This is a genomic window from Klebsiella sp. BIGb0399 (assembly GCF_003752615.1).
Lineage (GTDB): Bacteria > Pseudomonadota > Gammaproteobacteria > Enterobacterales > Enterobacteriaceae > Klebsiella > Klebsiella lignicola.
In genome coordinates, this window is sequence record NZ_RKHT01000005.1 from 603,411 (window position 1) to 619,362 (window position 15,952).

Annotated in this window: 15 protein-coding genes; 9 read left to right on the top strand and 6 right to left on the bottom strand. The window is 58.8% G+C overall.

Annotated elements, in window-relative coordinates:
* Positions 1-110: 110 nt before the first annotated feature.
* From EDF82_RS03165 to pcaH, 3 genes are all read right to left on the bottom strand, one after another.
* Complete coding sequence (locus EDF82_RS03165; RefSeq protein WP_123754151.1) at positions 111-1,034, bottom strand: LysR substrate-binding domain-containing protein; 924 nt, start codon at positions 1,032-1,034, stop codon at positions 111-113.
* Positions 1,035-1,204: 170 nt separating this feature from the next.
* A complete protein-coding gene (gene pcaG, locus EDF82_RS03170; protein WP_123754152.1) occupies positions 1,205-1,825 on the bottom strand; it encodes a protocatechuate 3,4-dioxygenase subunit alpha in 621 nt (206 codons plus the stop codon).
* Complete coding sequence (gene pcaH, locus EDF82_RS03175; RefSeq protein WP_123754153.1) at positions 1,822-2,562, bottom strand: protocatechuate 3,4-dioxygenase subunit beta; 741 nt, start codon at positions 2,560-2,562, stop codon at positions 1,822-1,824. The genes pcaG and pcaH overlap by 4 nt, the downstream gene beginning before the upstream one ends.
* Positions 2,563-2,805: 243 nt before the next feature.
* Here pcaH and EDF82_RS03180 point away from each other — a divergent pair, with 243 nt between their 5' ends.
* Together EDF82_RS03180 and EDF82_RS03185 are read left to right on the top strand one after the other, a co-directional pair.
* Positions 2,806-4,149, top strand: coding sequence for a VOC family protein (locus tag EDF82_RS03180; RefSeq protein ID WP_123754154.1), 1,344 nt, complete (start codon positions 2,806-2,808; stop codon positions 4,147-4,149).
* A 52-nt stretch (positions 4,150-4,201) separates the two neighbouring features.
* Complete coding sequence (locus tag EDF82_RS03185) at positions 4,202-5,710, top strand: carboxylesterase/lipase family protein (RefSeq protein WP_123754155.1); 1,509 nt, start codon at positions 4,202-4,204, stop codon at positions 5,708-5,710.
* Here the strand turns inward: EDF82_RS03185 and EDF82_RS03190 are convergent.
* The gene (locus tag EDF82_RS03190; RefSeq protein WP_123754156.1) at positions 5,697-6,545 is read right to left on the bottom strand and encodes a LysR family transcriptional regulator; all 849 of its coding nucleotides are present in this window, start codon (positions 6,543-6,545) and stop codon (positions 5,697-5,699) included. The two genes, EDF82_RS03185 and EDF82_RS03190, sit on opposite strands and share 14 nt — an antisense overlap.
* A 189-nt stretch (positions 6,546-6,734) precedes the next feature.
* Between EDF82_RS03190 and ycaC the strand changes: the two genes are divergently transcribed.
* From ycaC to rimL, 5 genes are all read left to right on the top strand, one after another.
* Entirely contained in the window at positions 6,735-7,358 is a 624-nt protein-coding gene (gene ycaC, locus EDF82_RS03195; protein ID WP_123754157.1) for an isochorismate family cysteine hydrolase YcaC, read from the top strand.
* Between the two features lie 144 nt (positions 7,359-7,502).
* Positions 7,503-8,672 (top strand): pyridoxal phosphate-dependent aminotransferase, encoded by a 1,170-nt coding sequence (locus EDF82_RS03200; protein ID WP_123754158.1) that lies wholly within the window; start codon positions 7,503-7,505, stop codon positions 8,670-8,672.
* Positions 8,673-8,683: 11 nt separating this feature from the next.
* Positions 8,684-9,457, top strand: coding sequence for a transporter substrate-binding domain-containing protein (locus EDF82_RS03205; RefSeq protein WP_123754159.1), 774 nt, complete (start codon positions 8,684-8,686; stop codon positions 9,455-9,457).
* A gap of 178 nt (positions 9,458-9,635) precedes the next feature.
* Entirely contained in the window at positions 9,636-11,291 is a 1,656-nt protein-coding gene (locus tag EDF82_RS03210) for a glucan biosynthesis protein D (protein WP_123754160.1), read from the top strand.
* A 62-nt stretch (positions 11,292-11,353) separates the two neighbouring features.
* Positions 11,354-11,920: a 50S ribosomal protein L7/L12-serine acetyltransferase gene (gene rimL / locus EDF82_RS03215; protein ID WP_123754161.1), complete on the top strand. Its 567-nt coding sequence runs from the start codon at positions 11,354-11,356 to the stop codon at positions 11,918-11,920.
* A 52-nt stretch (positions 11,921-11,972) separates the two neighbouring features.
* On the opposite strand, the gene ydcK is transcribed toward rimL, so the two are convergent.
* Positions 11,973-12,953, bottom strand: coding sequence for a YdcK family protein (gene ydcK / locus EDF82_RS03220; RefSeq protein ID WP_123754162.1), 981 nt, complete (start codon positions 12,951-12,953; stop codon positions 11,973-11,975).
* Positions 12,954-13,064: 111 nt separating this feature from the next.
* Here ydcK and tehA point away from each other — a divergent pair, with 111 nt between their 5' ends.
* The gene (gene tehA, locus EDF82_RS03225; RefSeq protein ID WP_123754163.1) at positions 13,065-14,069 is read left to right on the top strand and encodes a dicarboxylate transporter/tellurite-resistance protein TehA; all 1,005 of its coding nucleotides are present in this window, start codon (positions 13,065-13,067) and stop codon (positions 14,067-14,069) included.
* Positions 14,066-14,662: a tellurite resistance methyltransferase TehB gene (gene tehB / locus EDF82_RS03230; RefSeq protein WP_123754164.1), complete on the top strand. Its 597-nt coding sequence runs from the start codon at positions 14,066-14,068 to the stop codon at positions 14,660-14,662. Before tehA ends, tehB begins: the two co-directional genes overlap by 4 nt.
* Here tehB and pepT read toward each other — a convergent pair.
* Entirely contained in the window at positions 14,659-15,888 is a 1,230-nt protein-coding gene (pepT, locus tag EDF82_RS03235) for a peptidase T (protein ID WP_123754165.1), read from the bottom strand. The genes tehB and pepT overlap by 4 nt on opposite strands.
* Between the last annotated feature and the right edge of the window lie 64 nt (positions 15,889-15,952).

Sequence of the window (15,952 nt, forward strand, 5' to 3'; positions counted from 1 at the left end):
CGCCATCACTCGCGCGCAGGGCTGAAGAGTGATGCCAGGTGCGTAAGAAAGAGCCAAGGGCAGGGGAAGAGAAGCCCGGATAAGGCGCAGGGCGCGTTATCCGGCGATCGTCAGGCAGGCATCGATTTGCGAATGGCGCTCAGTAACGTTTGTGCGCCGGAGGAGAAGGTCGCGTCCACGCGGGTCAGAATACCAATCGGCTCCCCCGCGCCTTCGGTCGGGATCGGCAGGGTAGCCAGCAAGCCCCGGCGCAGATCGTCTTTAACCGCACCGGACGGAACGAACCAGATGTAGTCATAGTTGACGGTCAGCTGGCGCGATAACGACGCGGAGAGCGTCTCGATACAGCCGGCAGGGATTTTACACCCCTGGCTTTGCAGCAGGGTTTCGGCATTCTGGCGCGGGATAGTGCCTTTGGGTGACACCACCACCGGCCACTCCATCACCCGACTGAGGGTGACGGTCTCCTGCAATAAAGGGTGTCCGGGACGAACCACCAGCTTCAGGGATTCGAGGAACAACAGCTCATAGTTCAGGCCGCTCATCAGTTCCGGGTCAGACATCCGCCCGATACCGATGTCAATTTCACCGGATTTCAGGCCCGCCAGCAGCATGGTGTTATTCATGGTGGCGACCTGCAGGGTGATATCTTTTTGTTGTTGGTGGAACTGGCCAATGACCGTGGGCAGGATCCCCAGCGCGGCGGTGGGCAGCGCGCCGATGCGCACCACGTCATTATTCAACCCCTCTTTACGGTTAAGCGCCTGGCCCGCCGTATTGAGCGCGTCGAGGACTTTTACCGCATGAGTGAGGAACTGTTCGCCGACCAGCGTCAGCTGAGCCCCGAGGCGTCCGCGTTCAAACAGTCGCGTGCCGGTCAGCTGTTCCAGTTCATTGAGCGTTTTAGATAACGCAGGCTGGCTGAGATTGAGGGTTTCAGCCGCGCGCCCCAGAGTTCCCTGTTGAGCGACGGCCACGAAAGTGTGTAGATGGCGCAAGCGAATGCGCTGACTGAAAAGACCATTTTTTTCCATAATCGATGTTAAAAACAGAGCAGCATAGGTGACAAGCGAAGTTATTGAATTTTGATAACCTGATAGCAAAATATTATTAACATTTCATCTTGATGTATTACAAGTTTTTTCATTTTGTACAAAAAACAGACGCCCCGAGCCAGGTCGGGGCAAATCAGGCGAGAAAGCACTCAAAGATCAAAGAAGACGGTTTCGTTGTCACCCTGCAGGTGAATATCAAACCGGTAGACAGTCTCGTTGCCGCGCACTTCGCGCTGGGCAATCAAGGTCTGGCGCCGCACTTCCCACTCAATCAGATTGAGTACCGGATCATTGAGGTTGGCGTCCTGCTCGTCAGAGAAGTACAGCCGCGTGTTGAGGCCGATGTTGATCCCGCGCGCCACCACCCAGACATTGATATGAGGTGCCATCATGCGGCCATCGCGACCAACCACGGCGCCGGGTTTGATGGTTTCAAAACGCCAGATCCCGGTGGCGAAGTCGGAGCAGCTGCGGCCCCAGCCGCGAAACGCCGGGTCGACCTTTTTGCTCTGCTGGCGATCATCGGGGTGGTGATAGCGCCCGGCGGCGTTGGCCTGCCAGATCTCCAGCAGCACATCACGTACCGGGGTTCCGGAACCATCGATCACACGACCTTCAAGCGTAATACGCTCGCCTTCGGTATCGGCGGTCGTGAGGTCAGGGCCGAAGTTCTTTTCAAAAATATGGAACCCGGCGGCCTCGGGGGCCAGGCCGATATGCACGTACGGTCCGGCGGTCTGCGAGGCGGTTTCGGCTAAATAGTCTTTCATCGGGTAGCCCCCTGAGTGCGGTTTTCAAACAGCGTGGCGCGATGGCCGCGCAGCACAAGGTCAAAGCGATAGGCCAGGCAATCCAGCGGCACTGCGGCATGAGTATCGAGTTCGGCAATCAGCGTGCGCACCGCGTCATCGTTATTAATGGTTTTGACGATCGGGCACTGCTTAATCAACGGGTCGCCTTCGAAGTACATCTGGGTAATCAAGCGCTGCGCCCACGCATCCCCGGAGAGGGAAAAGTGGATATGGGCCGGACGCCAGTCGCTGACCTGGTTACGCCACGGATAGGGGCCGGGCTTGATGGTACGAAAACAGTAATAACCGTTTTCATCCGTCAGCACGCGCCCGCAACCGCCAAAGTTGGGGTCGATGGGGGCCAGATACTGATCTTTTTTATGCCGGTAGCGGCCGCCGGCGTTCGCCTGCCAGACCTCCACCAGGGTGTTTTTCATCGGTCGACCAAAGCCGTCGCGGACGTAGCCGTGGACGATAATGCGCTCGCCAATCGGCAGGCCTTCTTTGGCATAGTTGAGGATCAGGTCATTATCCAGAGGACCGAGATCGTCATGGCTGAAGACCGGACCGGTGATTTCAGACAGCGAATTTTGCAGCGAGATCAGGGCATTGCGCGGCGAGCGCAGCACGCTGGTTTTGTAGCCCGGTGCGTAAGCCGGGGGATGGTTATTATAGTCGCGATGAATAACCTCGCGCGGTGACCATTTATCGTTCATAGGGTACGGACTCCGTATCTATCGGTAGAGGGGCTTCTTATTGTGTTATCGCCAGAAACAGTGTGTGTAAATGTAATGTTAATTTAAAGTGAAATTAAAGGGTGTTTTCCATAACTTTAGGTTATGTCACAAACGGACGAAAAGCGGGAGGCAGGTTATCCTCATCACAATTTGTAAATTCTTCCCGCCGCCGCCATCGGCCTTTTCTACACTCCAGGAAGTATCCACTGGAGGTAAGGCATCATGGCGAACACCATCACGGCTGATGAGATTCGGGAACACTTTTCGCAGGCAATGTCGGCGATGTACCAGCAGGAAGTTCCACAGTACGGGACGTTACTGGAGCTGGTGGCGGACGTAAATCTGGCGGTGCTGGAGCAGCATCCGAAACTCCATGAACAACTGGCTAATGCGGACGAGCTATCGCGGCTGAATGTGGAACGCCACGGCGCAATTCGCGTCGGCACGGCGGAGGAGCTGGCGACGTTGCGCCGGATGTTTGCCATCATGGGGATGTTCCCCGTGAGCTATTACGATTTATCGCAGGCGGGTGTGCCGGTGCATTCCACGGCGTTTCGCCCGATTGATGACGCGGCGCTGGCGCGTAATCCGTTCCGTATCTTTACCTCGCTGCTGCGCCTGGAGCTGATTGCCAGCGCTGAACTGCGCCAGCGGGCGGCGGAGATCCTGGCCCGACGCGACATCTTCACCCCGCGTTGCCGCGAGCTGATCGCCCGGCATGAAGAGCAGGGCAGCTTTAGCCCTGCCGAGGCCCGGGAATTTGTCCGCGAGGCGCTGGAGACCTTCCGCTGGCACAGCCATGCGACGGTCGACGCCGACAGCTATCACGCACTGAGTAACGAACACCGGCTGATTGCCGATGTGGTGTGCTTCCCCGGCTGCCATATTAACCACCTGACGCCGCGTACTCTCGATATCGACCGGGTGCAGTCCCTGATGCCCGAGTGCGGGATTGTCCCGAAAGCGTTAATCGAAGGGCCGCCGCGCCGCGAGGTGCCGATTTTACTGCGGCAGACCAGTTTTAAAGCCCTCGAAGAGCCGGTGATGTTTAACGGGGAGCAGCAAGGCACCCACACCGCGCGCTTTGGCGAAATCGAGCAGCGCGGGATCGCCTTAACGCCGAAGGGCCGCGCGCTGTATGACCGTCTGCTGAACGAAGCCGGGGTTGGCAAAGATAACCTGAACCACCAGCGCCATCTGCAGGAGGTGTTCAGCCAGTTCCCGGACAGCGAATTCCTGCTGCGTCAGCAGGGGCTGGCGTGGTTCCGCTACCGTCTGACGCCGGCGGGGGAAGCCCACCGTCAGGCATTCGGTCACGGGGACGATCCGCAGCCGCTCATCGAACGCGGCTGGCTTATCGCCCAACCGATTATTTATGAAGATTTTTTACCGGTGAGCGCCGCCGGGATTTTTCAGTCGAATCTCGGCAATGAAACCCAGGCCCGCAGCCACGGCAATGCCAGCCGCGAGGCCTTCGAAACGGCGCTCGGTTGCCCGGTGCTGGATGAGTTCACCCTCTACCAACAGGCGGAGGAGCGCAGCAAACGCCGTTGCGGTCTGCTCTGAAACCGGTACTCTGCTGACATGAACCATTGACGACCGCAAAAGGAATCAGGTCATGCAGACGTTGTCGACTCCGCTGGTTAACACCCGGCAAGGGACGTTATCCGGAACCACCGAACAGGGGATCCACATCTGGCGCGGGATCCCCTTTGCCGCGCCGCCGGTCGGCGCACTCCGCTGGCGCGCCCCTCAGCCTCCCGCGCGCTGGCAGGGTGTGCGCGATGCCACCACTTTTTCCGCTGCCAGCTGGCAGGACATTGAATACTGCCGCGAGCTGGGCGGCGGCGATCCTGGCCGTTTCTCAGAAGATTGCCTGTACCTGAACGTCTGGGCGCCGGCGACGCGTTCGCAGCCGCTGCCGGTAATGGTCTGGCTACACGGCGGCGGTTTTACGATCGGCGCCGGCAGCCTGCCGCCTTACGATGGCGCCGCGCTGGCGGGGCGCGACGTGGTGGTGGTGACCGTTAACTACCGGCTTGGCCATCTGGGGTTCTTTGCCCACCCGGCGCTGGAAGGGGAAGATGGCGAACGGGTCTATAATTTTGCCCTGCTCGATCAAATCGCGGCGCTGCAGTGGGTGCAGGAGAATATCCATGCCTTCGGCGGCGACGCCACCAACGTGACTCTGTTTGGTGAATCAGCCGGTGCGCGCAGCGTGCTGTCGCTGATGGTGTCGCCAAAATCCCGTGGTCTGTTCCATAAAGCCATTATTCAGAGCGGCTATACGCTGCCGGACCTGCCGCGCGATAAGGCGCTGGAGAAGGGGCAACGGTTAGCCGAACACTTTTCGCTTCCTGAAGCCAGCGCGGAACAGCTGCGGGCGATCCCGGCAGAGGCTTTCTGGTCGCTGACCGCACCGTTGACCATCGGCCCGGCGCCGATCGCCGGTGACGCGGTGCTGCCCCAGCCGATGCTGGAGGCCTTTTTTGCCGGTCGTCAGCATCCGCTGCCGGTGATGATTGGCTCGAATAGCGATGAAGCCAGCGTGATGGCGGTGTTTGGCGTCGATATCGCCGGGCAGATCCAAAAGCTGCGTCGCGAACGGCGCCTGGGACTGGGGCTGATTAAGCTGCTCTATCCGGGGGTTAAGGGGGACGAAAACCTCGGACGCGAAGTGTGTCGCGACATGGCGTTTACCACCCTCGGCTATGTAGTGATGCAGGCCCAGCAGCGCGTGGGACAACCGTGCTGGCGCTACTGGTTTGACTATGTTCCGCAGGGTGCCGAGGAGACCTGCCCGCACGGGGCGTGGCACGGCGATGAAGTGCCGTATGTATTTGATACTCTCAGGCTTTCCGAACCAGTGCGCACCTATGCCAGCGATGACGATAACGCCTTTGCCGCCGAGGTCGCCAACTACTGGGTCAATTTTGCGCGCCTGGCGGGGCACCACTGTCGCGAACTGCCGGGTGTCGTGCGCTGGCCGGCCTGCCTGCGTGGGCGGGACCGACTGCTGCGCATCGGGTTGCATAAGCGCGCCGGTTTTAAACTGGAAAACCGCTTTATGCGCGCGCGACTGGCGCTATTTCGCCGGGTGATGCGCCACCACGTTACGCTGGATTAAGCAGTTCTTCGCGAAAGCGCGTCAGTCCCTCGGCCTTGCTCGGCACGTGGCGCAGCACCAGCCGGTAGCTGGCGCCGGTTTTCACGCTTAAGGGGAAGGGGCGCGCCAGGCGACCCGCCCGCACATCTTCCGCCACCAGCGTGGCGTCCGCCATGGCGATCCCCAGCCCCTGCATGGCGGCGGTGATCGCCAGATCCATGGTGTCAAAGTGCTGATTTTTGCGCATCGCCAGCGGCGTGTCCGGTGAAAAGGTGGTCAGCCACAGCGACCAGTCGGTCTTATCCCGCGTCGGGTGCAAAAAGGTGACGTCGCTGAGGGTGTCGTCGCAGGCGAGGCTGCCGTTGCTCACCGGCGTCAGCGCCTCTTCAAACAGCAGATCGCCGGCGCTGTGCTGGGTACCGAATACAATCGCCGCATCGTAGGGTTCAGTTCTGAAGTTCACGCTATGTTCCGTGGTGGTGGTGAGCGCAATCTGCAGCTCCGGATGGCGCTGCTCGATAGCCACCAGCCGGGGAACCAGCCAGCGAATGGCGCAGGTCGGGGCCTTCAGGCGCACCACGGTCTGCTGCTGACGCGCCTGTTCCGCCACCGCCACCAGCTGGCCGAATGCCGACTGCAGTTCCGGGTAGAGGGCGCTACCCTGCGGGGTCAGATGCAGCCCGCGGGCGTGGCGGGCAAAAAGCGCAAAACCAAACCAGGCCTCCAGCGCGGCGATCTGGCGGCTGACCGCCCCCTGGGTCAGGCACAGCTCACGCGCGGCATGGGTCAAATTAAGATGCCGGGCGGTCACCAGAAAGGTTTCCACGGCATGAAAAGGCAGGGCGCTTCGCGACATCGTTGCTCCAGCTATGCAATTTGATCATAGGCAGTATGCCAGCTTCGTTCAGAGAATGGGACAATGCGTTCTACTTTCGACGGCTAATCCTCCGCCAGTAACTGAACTATGATTTGCCATGAGTTGTAAGCATCTGCCCGCGCAGGAGCGCTGGCGGGGATAACCTGATAGTTAAATGAGGAAGAGATCATGGCTAAACCCTACGTTCGTCTGGATAAAAATGATGCAGCTGTCCTGCTGGTGGATCATCAGGCCGGGCTATTATCGTTAGTGCGCGATATCGACCCGGATAAATTCAAAAACAACGTGCTGGCGCTGGGGGACATGGCGAAATACTTTGGCCTGCCGACCATCCTGACCACCAGTTTTGAAAACGGCCCCAATGGCCCGCTGGTGCCGGAGCTGAAAGCCCAGTTCCCGGATGCCCCTTATATTGCCCGTCCGGGGAATATTAACGCCTGGGATAACGAAGATTTCGTCAAAGCCGTAAAAGCCACCGGCAAGAAACAGCTGATTATCGCCGGGGTGGTCACCGAGGTTTGCGTGGCATTCCCGGCGTTGTCGGCGATAGAAGAGGGATATGAGGTCTTCGTTATCACCGATGCGTCCGGCACCTTTAACCCGATTACTCGCGACGCCGCCTGGGATCGTATGTCGCAGGCCGGGGTGCAGCTGATGTCATGGTTTGGTGCCGCCTGTGAACTACATCGCGACTGGCGCAATGATGTGGAAGGGCTGGGGACGCTGTTCTCCAACCATATTCCGGACTACCGCAACCTGATGACCAGCTTTAACACCTTAACCAGCAAGTAATTTTCCCCTCCGGCCAGCCTCTGCTGGCCGTCTCTTTTCTCAAGGCATGATCAGAATGCATGGCTACTATGACAACAATTCGTTTGTCGCCGGGTAGCGCTTTGGATTGAATGGTTATGCAATTAAAATGAGAAAGGATTAACTATGAGTCTTACCTCCCCGGTGACAACCCGCTCCAAATTACCGGATGTCGGCACCACGATTTTTACCGTAATCGGTCAACTTTCCGCCCAACATAAGGCCATTAACCTTTCTCAGGGCGCCCCCAATTTTGCCTGTGATGCCGGGCTGATCGCCGGCGTCACCCAGGCGATGGAAGCCGGGCACAACCAGTATGCGCCGATGACCGGCCTGCCGGTGCTCAAAGAGCGCATTGCTGAAAAAATCGCGACGCTGTACGGCACTCGCTACGATGTCGACAGTGAAGTGCTGATTACCGCCAGCGCCAGCCAGGGGATCTACTCGGCGATTGGCGGGCTGGTGCACCCGGGAGATGAGGTTATCTACTTCGAACCCTCTTTTGACAGCTATGCGCCCATTGTTCGTCTGCAGGGGGCCACGCCGGTCGCCATCAAGCTGACGGTGCCGGATTTTAGCGTCAACTGGGATGAGGTCCGCGCCGCCATCACTCCGCGTACGCGGATGATTATCGTCAACACGCCGCATAATCCCAGCGGGCAGGTGTTCTCCCGGGAGGATTTGAACCAGCTGGCGGCCCTGACGCGCAACACCGACATCGTGATTTTGTCCGATGAAGTGTACGAACATGTGGTCTTTGACGGCGAGCAACACCACGGGATGGCGACCCATCCGCAGCTGGCAGAGCGCAGCGTCATCATCTCGTCGTTTGGCAAAACCTACCACGTAACCGGCTGGCGCGTAGGGTACTGCGTGGCGCCCGCCGCGCTGATGGACGAGATCTGCAAAGTCCACCAGTTCCTGATGTTCTCCGCCGACACGCCGATGCAGTACGCTTTTGCCGGGCATATGACCGACCCGCAAAGCTGGCTGTCGCTGGCGGCGTTCTATCAGCAGAAACGCGATCTCCTCCAGCGACTGCTGGCCGATTCGCCATTCCGCCTGCTGCCGAGCGCGGGCTCGTTCTTCATGCTCGCCGACTACAGCCACTTCAGCGATGAAAGCGACAGCGAGATGGTCAAGCGACTGATCACCGATTATGGGGTGGCGACGATCCCCCTGTCAGCGTTTTATACTGATGGCACTGATAACAAACTGATTCGCCTCTCTTTTGCTAAAGATGAAGCCACATTGCTGGCCGGTGCTCAGGCACTGTGTCACGTTAAGCCGCGTTAAGGAGCCCCATGATGAAATTGAAAGCCCTCACCCTTGCACTGGGGATGTTCTGTACCTTCTCTTCGCTGGCGGCCAGCGAGCTGCGCTACGGGGTAGAAGCCGAATACCCGCCGTTTGAAAGCCGCAACACCGCAGGGGAGCTGGTCGGTTTTGATATTGAGCTCGGGAATGCGATTTGCCAGGCGGCCGGGCTGAAATGCCGCTGGGAAGAGACTTCGTTTGATGCGCTGATCCCAGGGCTGGTGGCGAAAAAGTTCGACGCCATCAACTCGGCGATGAATATCACCGAGCAGCGGCGCAAAAGCATCGACTTCACCCAGCCGATTTACCGCATCCCTTCGCAGCTGGTAGGCAAAGCGGATAGCGGTATGCAGGCGACGCCGGAAGGGCTGAAAGGCAAAACCATCGGCGTGCTGCAGGGATCAATTCAGGAAACCTTCGCCAAAGAGCACTGGGAAAAACACGGCGTGACGGTGGTGTCGTACAAAGATCAGAACATGGCGTGGGCGGATCTGCTGAACGGCCGTATCGACGCCTCGCTGGTGATGTCCGCCGCCGGGCAGGCCGGTTTCCTCAGCAAGCCGCAGGGCAAAGGGTTCGGTTTCATTGGCGCGCCGGTGGCTGACGATACCATTCTCGGCAGCGGGATTGGCTACGGTCTGCGTAAAGGCGATGAGGTCACTAAAAAGCAGCTGGATGCGGCGATCGATAAGGTGCGCGCCGATGGCACCATCACCCGTCTGGCGGCCAAATATTTCCCGGGTATTGACGTCAGCGTCAAATAACCCGTCAGCCCCCGCGGCGTAAAAGCATCGGGGGCTTTGTCAGTTAAAATATTCATCATTTTTATACTTACAACAATTGGATTATCAATCGTTTTTGTCTAGAGTGGGCGAAATTCACGACGCATCTGTTTGTCGCGTTGCGTATCAATTGACACAACAGAAGGACGCTTTCTCAGGCATGAATCGCAGACGTTTTCTCAAATCTTCCATGGCTGTTGCCGCCGTATGCAGCACGTCAGGAGTCGCATCACTTTTCTCTAACGCCGCGCTTGCCGAAGATTCGGGCATTGCTGATGGGATGACGCGCCGTTTTGACTTTTCCGTTTTGCAATCAATGGCGCACGATCTCTCTCGTCAGCCGTGGGGAGGTGCGCCGCGCGCGCTGCCGCCGACTCTGGCGAACCTGACCCCGCAGGCTTACAACAGCATCCAGTACGATGCGGGACATTCGTTGTGGAACAATATTGACGAACGCAAACTGGACATCCAGTTTTTCCACGTTGGCATGGGCTTCCGTCGCCGCGTGCGCATGTTCTCGTTAGATACGCAGACCCAACAGGCGCGGGAAATTCACTTCCGTCCGGAGCTGTTTAACTATAACGACGCCGGCGTCGATACCTCGCAGCTGGTGGGGCAGACCGACCTCGGCTTCGCCGGGTTCCGTGCCTTTAAAGCGCCGGAGCTGGCGCGGCGTGACATCGTCGCCTTCCTGGGGGCGAGCTACTTCCGTGCGGTTGACAGCACCTACCAGTACGGGCTGTCCGCGCGTGGTCTGGCGGTTGATACCTTCACCGACACCCCGGAAGAGTTCCCGGACTTTACCTCCTTCTGGTTCGAAACGGTTAAACCGGGCGCCACGGTGTTTACCGTTTACGCGCTGCTCGACAGCCCGAGCGTCACCGGGGCCTACAAGTTCGTGATCAACTGCCAGGAGACGCAGGTGATTATGGATGTGGAAAACCACATCTACGCCCGCAAAGATATCAAACAGCTGGGCATTTCGCCGATGACCAGTATGTTCAGCTGCGGCAACAACGAGCGCCGGATGTGCGACACCATCCACCCGCAGATCCACGACTCCGATCGTCTCGCGATGTGGCGTGGCAACGGCGAGTGGGTCTGTCGTCCGCTGAACAACCCGCAAAAGCTACAGTTCAATGCCTTCCAGGACAAAAACCCGCGCGGATTCGGTCTGCTGCAGCTTGACCGTGATTTCACGCATTATCAGGACATCATGGGCTGGTATAACAAACGCCCGAGCCTGTGGGTCGAGCCGCGTAACCAGTGGGGCAAAGGGGCCGTCTGTCTGATGGAGATCCCGACCACCGGTGAAACCCTGGATAACATCGTCTGCTTCTGGCAGCCGGAAAAAGCCATCAAAGCCGGCGACGAGCTGGACTTTAGCTACCGCCTGTACTGGAGCGCGCAGCCGCCGGTGCGTTCACCGCTGGCCCGCGTAATGGCAACCCGTACCGGCATGGGCGGTTTCCCGGAAGGCTGGGCGCCGGGCGAGCATTACCCGGACAAGTGGGCGCGTCGTTTTGCCATCGACTTTGTCGGCGGCGATCTGAAAGCCGCAGCCCCGCGTGGCATTGAGCCGGTGATTACCCTCTCTAACGGTGAAGCGAAGCAGGTTGAGATTCTGTACGTTGAGCCGTTCGACGGCTATCGCATCCAGTTTGACTGGTACCCCACCAATGACTCCACCGATCCGGTGGAAATGCGTATGTTCCTGCGCTGTCAGGGCGCGGCGATCAGTGAGACCTGGCTGTATCAGTATTTCCCGCCGGCACCGGATGAACGACGCTACGTTGATGACCGGGTCATGAAATAATCGCAGATTCCCCCGCGGCGGCGCGATGTCGTCGCGGAGGAACCTTGCCGTGAGAGAGCGCTATGTCTGACCAAACCCCTCCCGTCCCTGAAGCAATCCCGGTAACTGACCAGCTGACGCTGCGCGCGGTGGATGAACGCTACGTCAGCGCATTACATCAGCTGGTTGAAAAAAATAAGCACTGGTTACAGCACACTTTAAGCTGGCCGGCGGCGGTAAGCAGTGAGGATGAAACCCGCCGTCATGTGCAGGGGAACGTCATGCTGCATCAGCGCGGCTACGCCAAAATGTTCTTGCTGTTTGTCGGGGATGAGATGGTCGGCGTGCTGTCGTTCAACCAGATCGAACCGCTGAATAAGACCGGCTATATCGGTTACTGGATTGATGAACATCACCAGGGCCAGGGGCTGCTTTCGCAGGCGCTGCAGGCCTTTATCCAGCATTATGCGCGCAGCGGTGAAGTGCGACGCTTTGTGATTAAGTGCCGGGTGGCGAACCACAAGAGCAATCAGGTGGCGCTGCGCAACGGCTTCAGCCTGGAAGGGTGCCTGAAGCAGGCGGAGTACCTGAACGGCAGCTATGACGACCAGAATATCTACGGACGGATTATCGACAGCGCCGGGGAGTGAGAGCGGTTCCCCGGCAGTTGGCGTTCCGCCTTAGCCGGGCTGCGAACGTGGACTACAGTGAGCCCAGCAGCGGCGTGCGGGTGATGTGGCAGCTGCCGTTGATCACCTTGCGGCCACGCAGATGGATGGCATCGCCGTGGCGGGCATCGATGTGGGCGCTGTCGCCAATTTCAACCTGGTGTTCGATCACCACATCGCCGCTGATGCAGGCGTGGCCCTGAATCAGCACCTCGTCATCCAGCAGAATCGGGCCGCCGCTGAGCCTGGCATGACCGCCTACCATCACCCGATGTTTGAGCACGCAGTTTCCCTCGACCACCGCGTTCTCCGCCACCTGCGAACTGTAGCGCAGGGTCGGGATGGCATCTTCGCCACGTCCGGCGACGATCCGCGCATGGTCGTAAACCCGGGCGTTATCGCAGACCCAGACATCATTGTCTTCGTTACCCTCCAGCCGTGCATGGTCAAAGATCTCCGCCCGATGTTCGACAAAAGCGTGCTCGACGAAGGCATCCCCGTAGATTTGCGCCTGATGCACGATACGCGAGGCGCTGACGGTGGCCCGCTGATAAATTTGCAGATACTTGTCGCGATCGGCGGTCAGACCCTGGGCGGCAACGATCAGGCAGTGGGGGAGAATACGTGCGCGATCCGCCAGACGGCAGTAGCCACGGATATGGGAATGTTCGACAGTGACGTTGTCACGTATTTCAGCATGATGGCTGACCTCGGCGTGATCGACCCAGGCCTCGCCGCGGATCCGCGCGCCATGGCTGACGATACAGGTGCCGGTGAGGCGCGCGTTATCTTCCACCCGCGCGCCGGCAAATACTGCGCTGTTGGGGTCATAGATCCAGCAGTCGCCTTCATGGCTGAGCGCCGACTCTTCGTCCAGCCAGCCGCCTTCGCTCCCGGCCTGCACGTCAGCAAAATCACGTAAGGCCACAATTTGCCGCAGATTTACGCTATGTTTAATCCCGTCCTCTTGATAGTGAAACAGGCGAACGTGCGCGCTGAGACGATATTTGTTCATCAAGGTTTCTCTTTACTTTTGGTTAACATAAACATAGCAAAAAATGCCGTAGCGCGTTTTATAAGGTTCTTTTAAAATGCACCTTAAAGATAAATTGAAAAATTAAACAAAATGAATAATAAACAGCAGGGACAGCAGGCCCTGAATTTACCTGCGGGCTATTTCGGGATGGTACTGGGTCTTATCGGGATGGGCTTCGCCTGGCGTTACGCCAGCACCCTGTGGCCGGTAAGCCGCAGCATTGGCGACGGGCTGGTGCTGCTGGCGGCGACGATATGGGCGCTGCTGGCGCTGGCGTTTATCCTGCGCGCGATCCGCTATCCGTGGAGCGTTGTGCAGGAGGCCCGGCACCCGATCGCCGGCAGTTTCGTCAGCCTGTTCCCGGCCACCACCATGCTGGTGGCGATCGGCTTTGTGCCGTGGCTGCGTCCGCTCTCGCTGGTGCTGTTCGCCATCGGCGTGGTGCTGCAACTGGGGTATGCCGCCTGGCAAAGCGCCGGGCTGTGGCGGGGCAAGCACCCGGCAGAGGCGACGACGCCAGGTCTCTATTTACCGACGGTCGCCAACAATTTCATCAGTGCTATGGCCTGCGGCGCGCTGGGCTTTACCGACGCCGGGCTGGTTTTTCTTGGCGCCGGCGTTTTCTCATGGCTCAGTCTGGAGCCGGTTATCCTGCAACGACTGCGTAGCCACAACGAGCTGCCCGCCGCGCTGCGGACCTCGTTGGGTATTCAACTGGCCCCGGCGCTGGTGGCCTGTAGCGCCTGGCTAAGCGTCAACGGTGGGGAGGCGGATACCTTCGCCAAACTGTTGTTCGGCTACGGCCTGCTGCAGCTGCTGTTTATGCTGCGCTTGATCCCGTGGTATATCCGACAGCCGTTTAACGCCTCCTTCTGGAGCTTCTCATTCGGTATTTCCGCGCTGGCCAGCACCGGGCTGCATCTCGGGCATAGTCATCCGGACGGCTTTTTCCATTACCTGGCGATCCCGCTGTTTGTCTTCACCAATCTGGTGATTGGGCTGCTGATCATTCGCACCGTTCTGCTGCTGGTGCAGGGCAAACTGCTGATTCGCGTCGACCGGGCGACCTTATTAAAAAACAAGGACTCATTATGATTATCCGTGACGAAAACTACTTTACTGACAAATACGGCCTGACCCGCACCCACTCCGAAGTGCTGTATGCCGCCACCCAGGTTGCGCCAGGAAAGACGCTGGATCTGGGCTGTGGCAACGGGCGCAATAGCCTGTACCTGGCGGCTAACGGCTACGACGTGACCGCGTGGGATAAAAACGCCATGAGCATCAGCACGCTGGAGGGGATCCGCGAGGCGGAAGGGCTGAGCAATTTACAGACCGCGGTGCAGGATCTTAATACCCTCAGTTTCGACGGCGAGTATGACTTTATTCTCTCCACCGTGGTGCTGATGTTCCTTCAGGCGGACACCATCCCAGGCCTGATCGCCAACATGCAGCGCTGTACCAAACCGGGCGGCTATAACCTGATCGTCGCGGCGATGGATACTGAGGATTATCCTTGCACCGTTGGCTTCCCGTTTGCCTTTAAATCTGAGGAACTGCGGCGCTATTACGCCGGCTGGACGTTCCTCAGATATAACGAAGAGGTGGGCGAACTGCACCGCACCGACGCCGATGGCAACCGCATCAAGCTGCGGTTTGCCACCATGCTGGCGCAAAAACCGGCTTAACGGGCCGCCAGCAGGCACAGCTGCATCGCGGTCTGGTATGACGCTTCGAAGGCGCGCAGCGGCAGAAACTCAAATTTTGAGTGGAAGTTATGCGCGCCGGTGAAAAAGTTTGGCGTGAGCAGGCCTTTGGCAGATAACGCTGCCCCGTCGGTCCCGCCGCGCATCGGCGTCGGTTTCGGCGTAACGCCAATGCTCTCCATCGCTTCAAACATCAGGTCAATGGCCCGGCGGTCGTCGCCAATGGCGTTGCTGATATTGCTGTAGGTGTCGCTGATGGAGAACTCGACGTTGGCGGTCGGGTAGCGGGCGGCAATGATTTCAGCGACCTCGCCGATCTGCTGTTTGCGGCGTAAAAAACTGTCGCGGTCGAAATCACGAATGCTGGCCTGTAGCAAGGTGCGGTTTTGGTCGCCCTGAATCCCATTGAACCACACGTAGCCCTCGCGCCCGGCGGTATGCTCCGGCGTTTGCTGACGGTCAAAATGGCTGATGTAATCGGCGGCCATCAGCAGCGGATTCACCAGTACGCCTTTCGCCGACATCGGATGGGCGGTCACGCCGGTAAAGCGGATCTCCGCCGCCGCGGCGTTGAAGTTTTCATAGACAATCTCCCCCAGCTCGCAGCAGTCGATGGTCCAGGCAAAATCGACGGCAAAGCGGCTGAGATCCAGCGCTTTCGCCCCCCGCAGCCCGACTTCCTCATCGGGGACAAAGGCCACCACGATATCGCCGTGGCGATGGTCCGCCGTCAGGTTTTCCAGCACCGTCATTACCACCGTCACCGCTGACTTGTTATCGGCGCCCAGCACGCTGGTGCCGTCGCTGAAAATAATCTCTTCATTCGGGTAGGCGAGGATTTCCGGGTGTTCACTCACGCGCAGCCAGATATCTTTTTCGCTGTTCAGGCACAGGTCTTCCCCGGAAAAGCGCAAAATCTGCGGATGAATATCCGGAGACAGGCCGACATCAACGGTGTCGATATGGGTAATAAAACCAATCCGCGGCGCGCCCGGAACATTGCCTTTTTTCACCGCCGTAACGGTGGCATGTTCATCGATCACGATATCGTCCAGGCCGAGACGCTGTAGCTCATCGGCCAGTTCACGCGCCATGTCATGCTGTCCCGGCGTGGTGGGCAACGTGGTGGCGCGCGCGTCGCTCTGGCTGCTGATGGCGAGGTAGCGGAAGAAGCGCTGGGTCAGTTGGCTGGCGAGAGGTGATGACATAGTGATTCCTTCTTTATTTATATTTTCAGGTGTTTGCAATCTGGCTTTAGTGTTATGTATGGGA

What these genes read in the sequence shown, in the direction of transcription:
- EDF82_RS03180 (WP_123754154.1), top strand. Translation starts at nt 2,806, where the DNA reads ATGGCGAACACCATCACGGCTGATGAGATTCGGGAACACTTTTCGCAG.
- EDF82_RS03185 (WP_123754155.1), top strand. Translation starts at nt 4,202, where the DNA reads ATGCAGACGTTGTCGACTCCGCTGGTTAACACCCGGCAAGGGACGTTA.
- EDF82_RS03200 (WP_123754158.1), top strand. Translation starts at nt 7,503, where the DNA reads ATGAGTCTTACCTCCCCGGTGACAACCCGCTCCAAATTACCGGATGTC.
- EDF82_RS03190 (WP_123754156.1), bottom strand. Translation starts at nt 6,545, where the DNA reads ATGTCGCGAAGCGCCCTGCCTTTTCATGCCGTGGAAACCTTTCTGGTG.
- EDF82_RS03210 (WP_123754160.1), top strand. Translation starts at nt 9,636, where the DNA reads ATGAATCGCAGACGTTTTCTCAAATCTTCCATGGCTGTTGCCGCCGTA.
- rimL (WP_123754161.1), top strand. Translation starts at nt 11,354, where the DNA reads ATGTCTGACCAAACCCCTCCCGTCCCTGAAGCAATCCCGGTAACTGAC.
- EDF82_RS03165 (WP_123754151.1), bottom strand. Translation starts at nt 1,034, where the DNA reads ATGGAAAAAAATGGTCTTTTCAGTCAGCGCATTCGCTTGCGCCATCTA.
- pepT (WP_123754165.1), bottom strand. Translation starts at nt 15,888, where the DNA reads ATGTCATCACCTCTCGCCAGCCAACTGACCCAGCGCTTCTTCCGCTAC.
- tehA (WP_123754163.1), top strand. Translation starts at nt 13,065, where the DNA reads ATGAATAATAAACAGCAGGGACAGCAGGCCCTGAATTTACCTGCGGGC.
- ycaC (WP_123754157.1), top strand. Translation starts at nt 6,735, where the DNA reads ATGGCTAAACCCTACGTTCGTCTGGATAAAAATGATGCAGCTGTCCTG.
- tehB (WP_123754164.1), top strand. Translation starts at nt 14,066, where the DNA reads ATGATTATCCGTGACGAAAACTACTTTACTGACAAATACGGCCTGACC.
- EDF82_RS03205 (WP_123754159.1), top strand. Translation starts at nt 8,684, where the DNA reads ATGAAATTGAAAGCCCTCACCCTTGCACTGGGGATGTTCTGTACCTTC.
- pcaG (WP_123754152.1), bottom strand. Translation starts at nt 1,825, where the DNA reads ATGAAAGACTATTTAGCCGAAACCGCCTCGCAGACCGCCGGACCGTAC.
- pcaH (WP_123754153.1), bottom strand. Translation starts at nt 2,562, where the DNA reads ATGAACGATAAATGGTCACCGCGCGAGGTTATTCATCGCGACTATAAT.
- ydcK (WP_123754162.1), bottom strand. Translation starts at nt 12,953, where the DNA reads ATGAACAAATATCGTCTCAGCGCGCACGTTCGCCTGTTTCACTATCAA.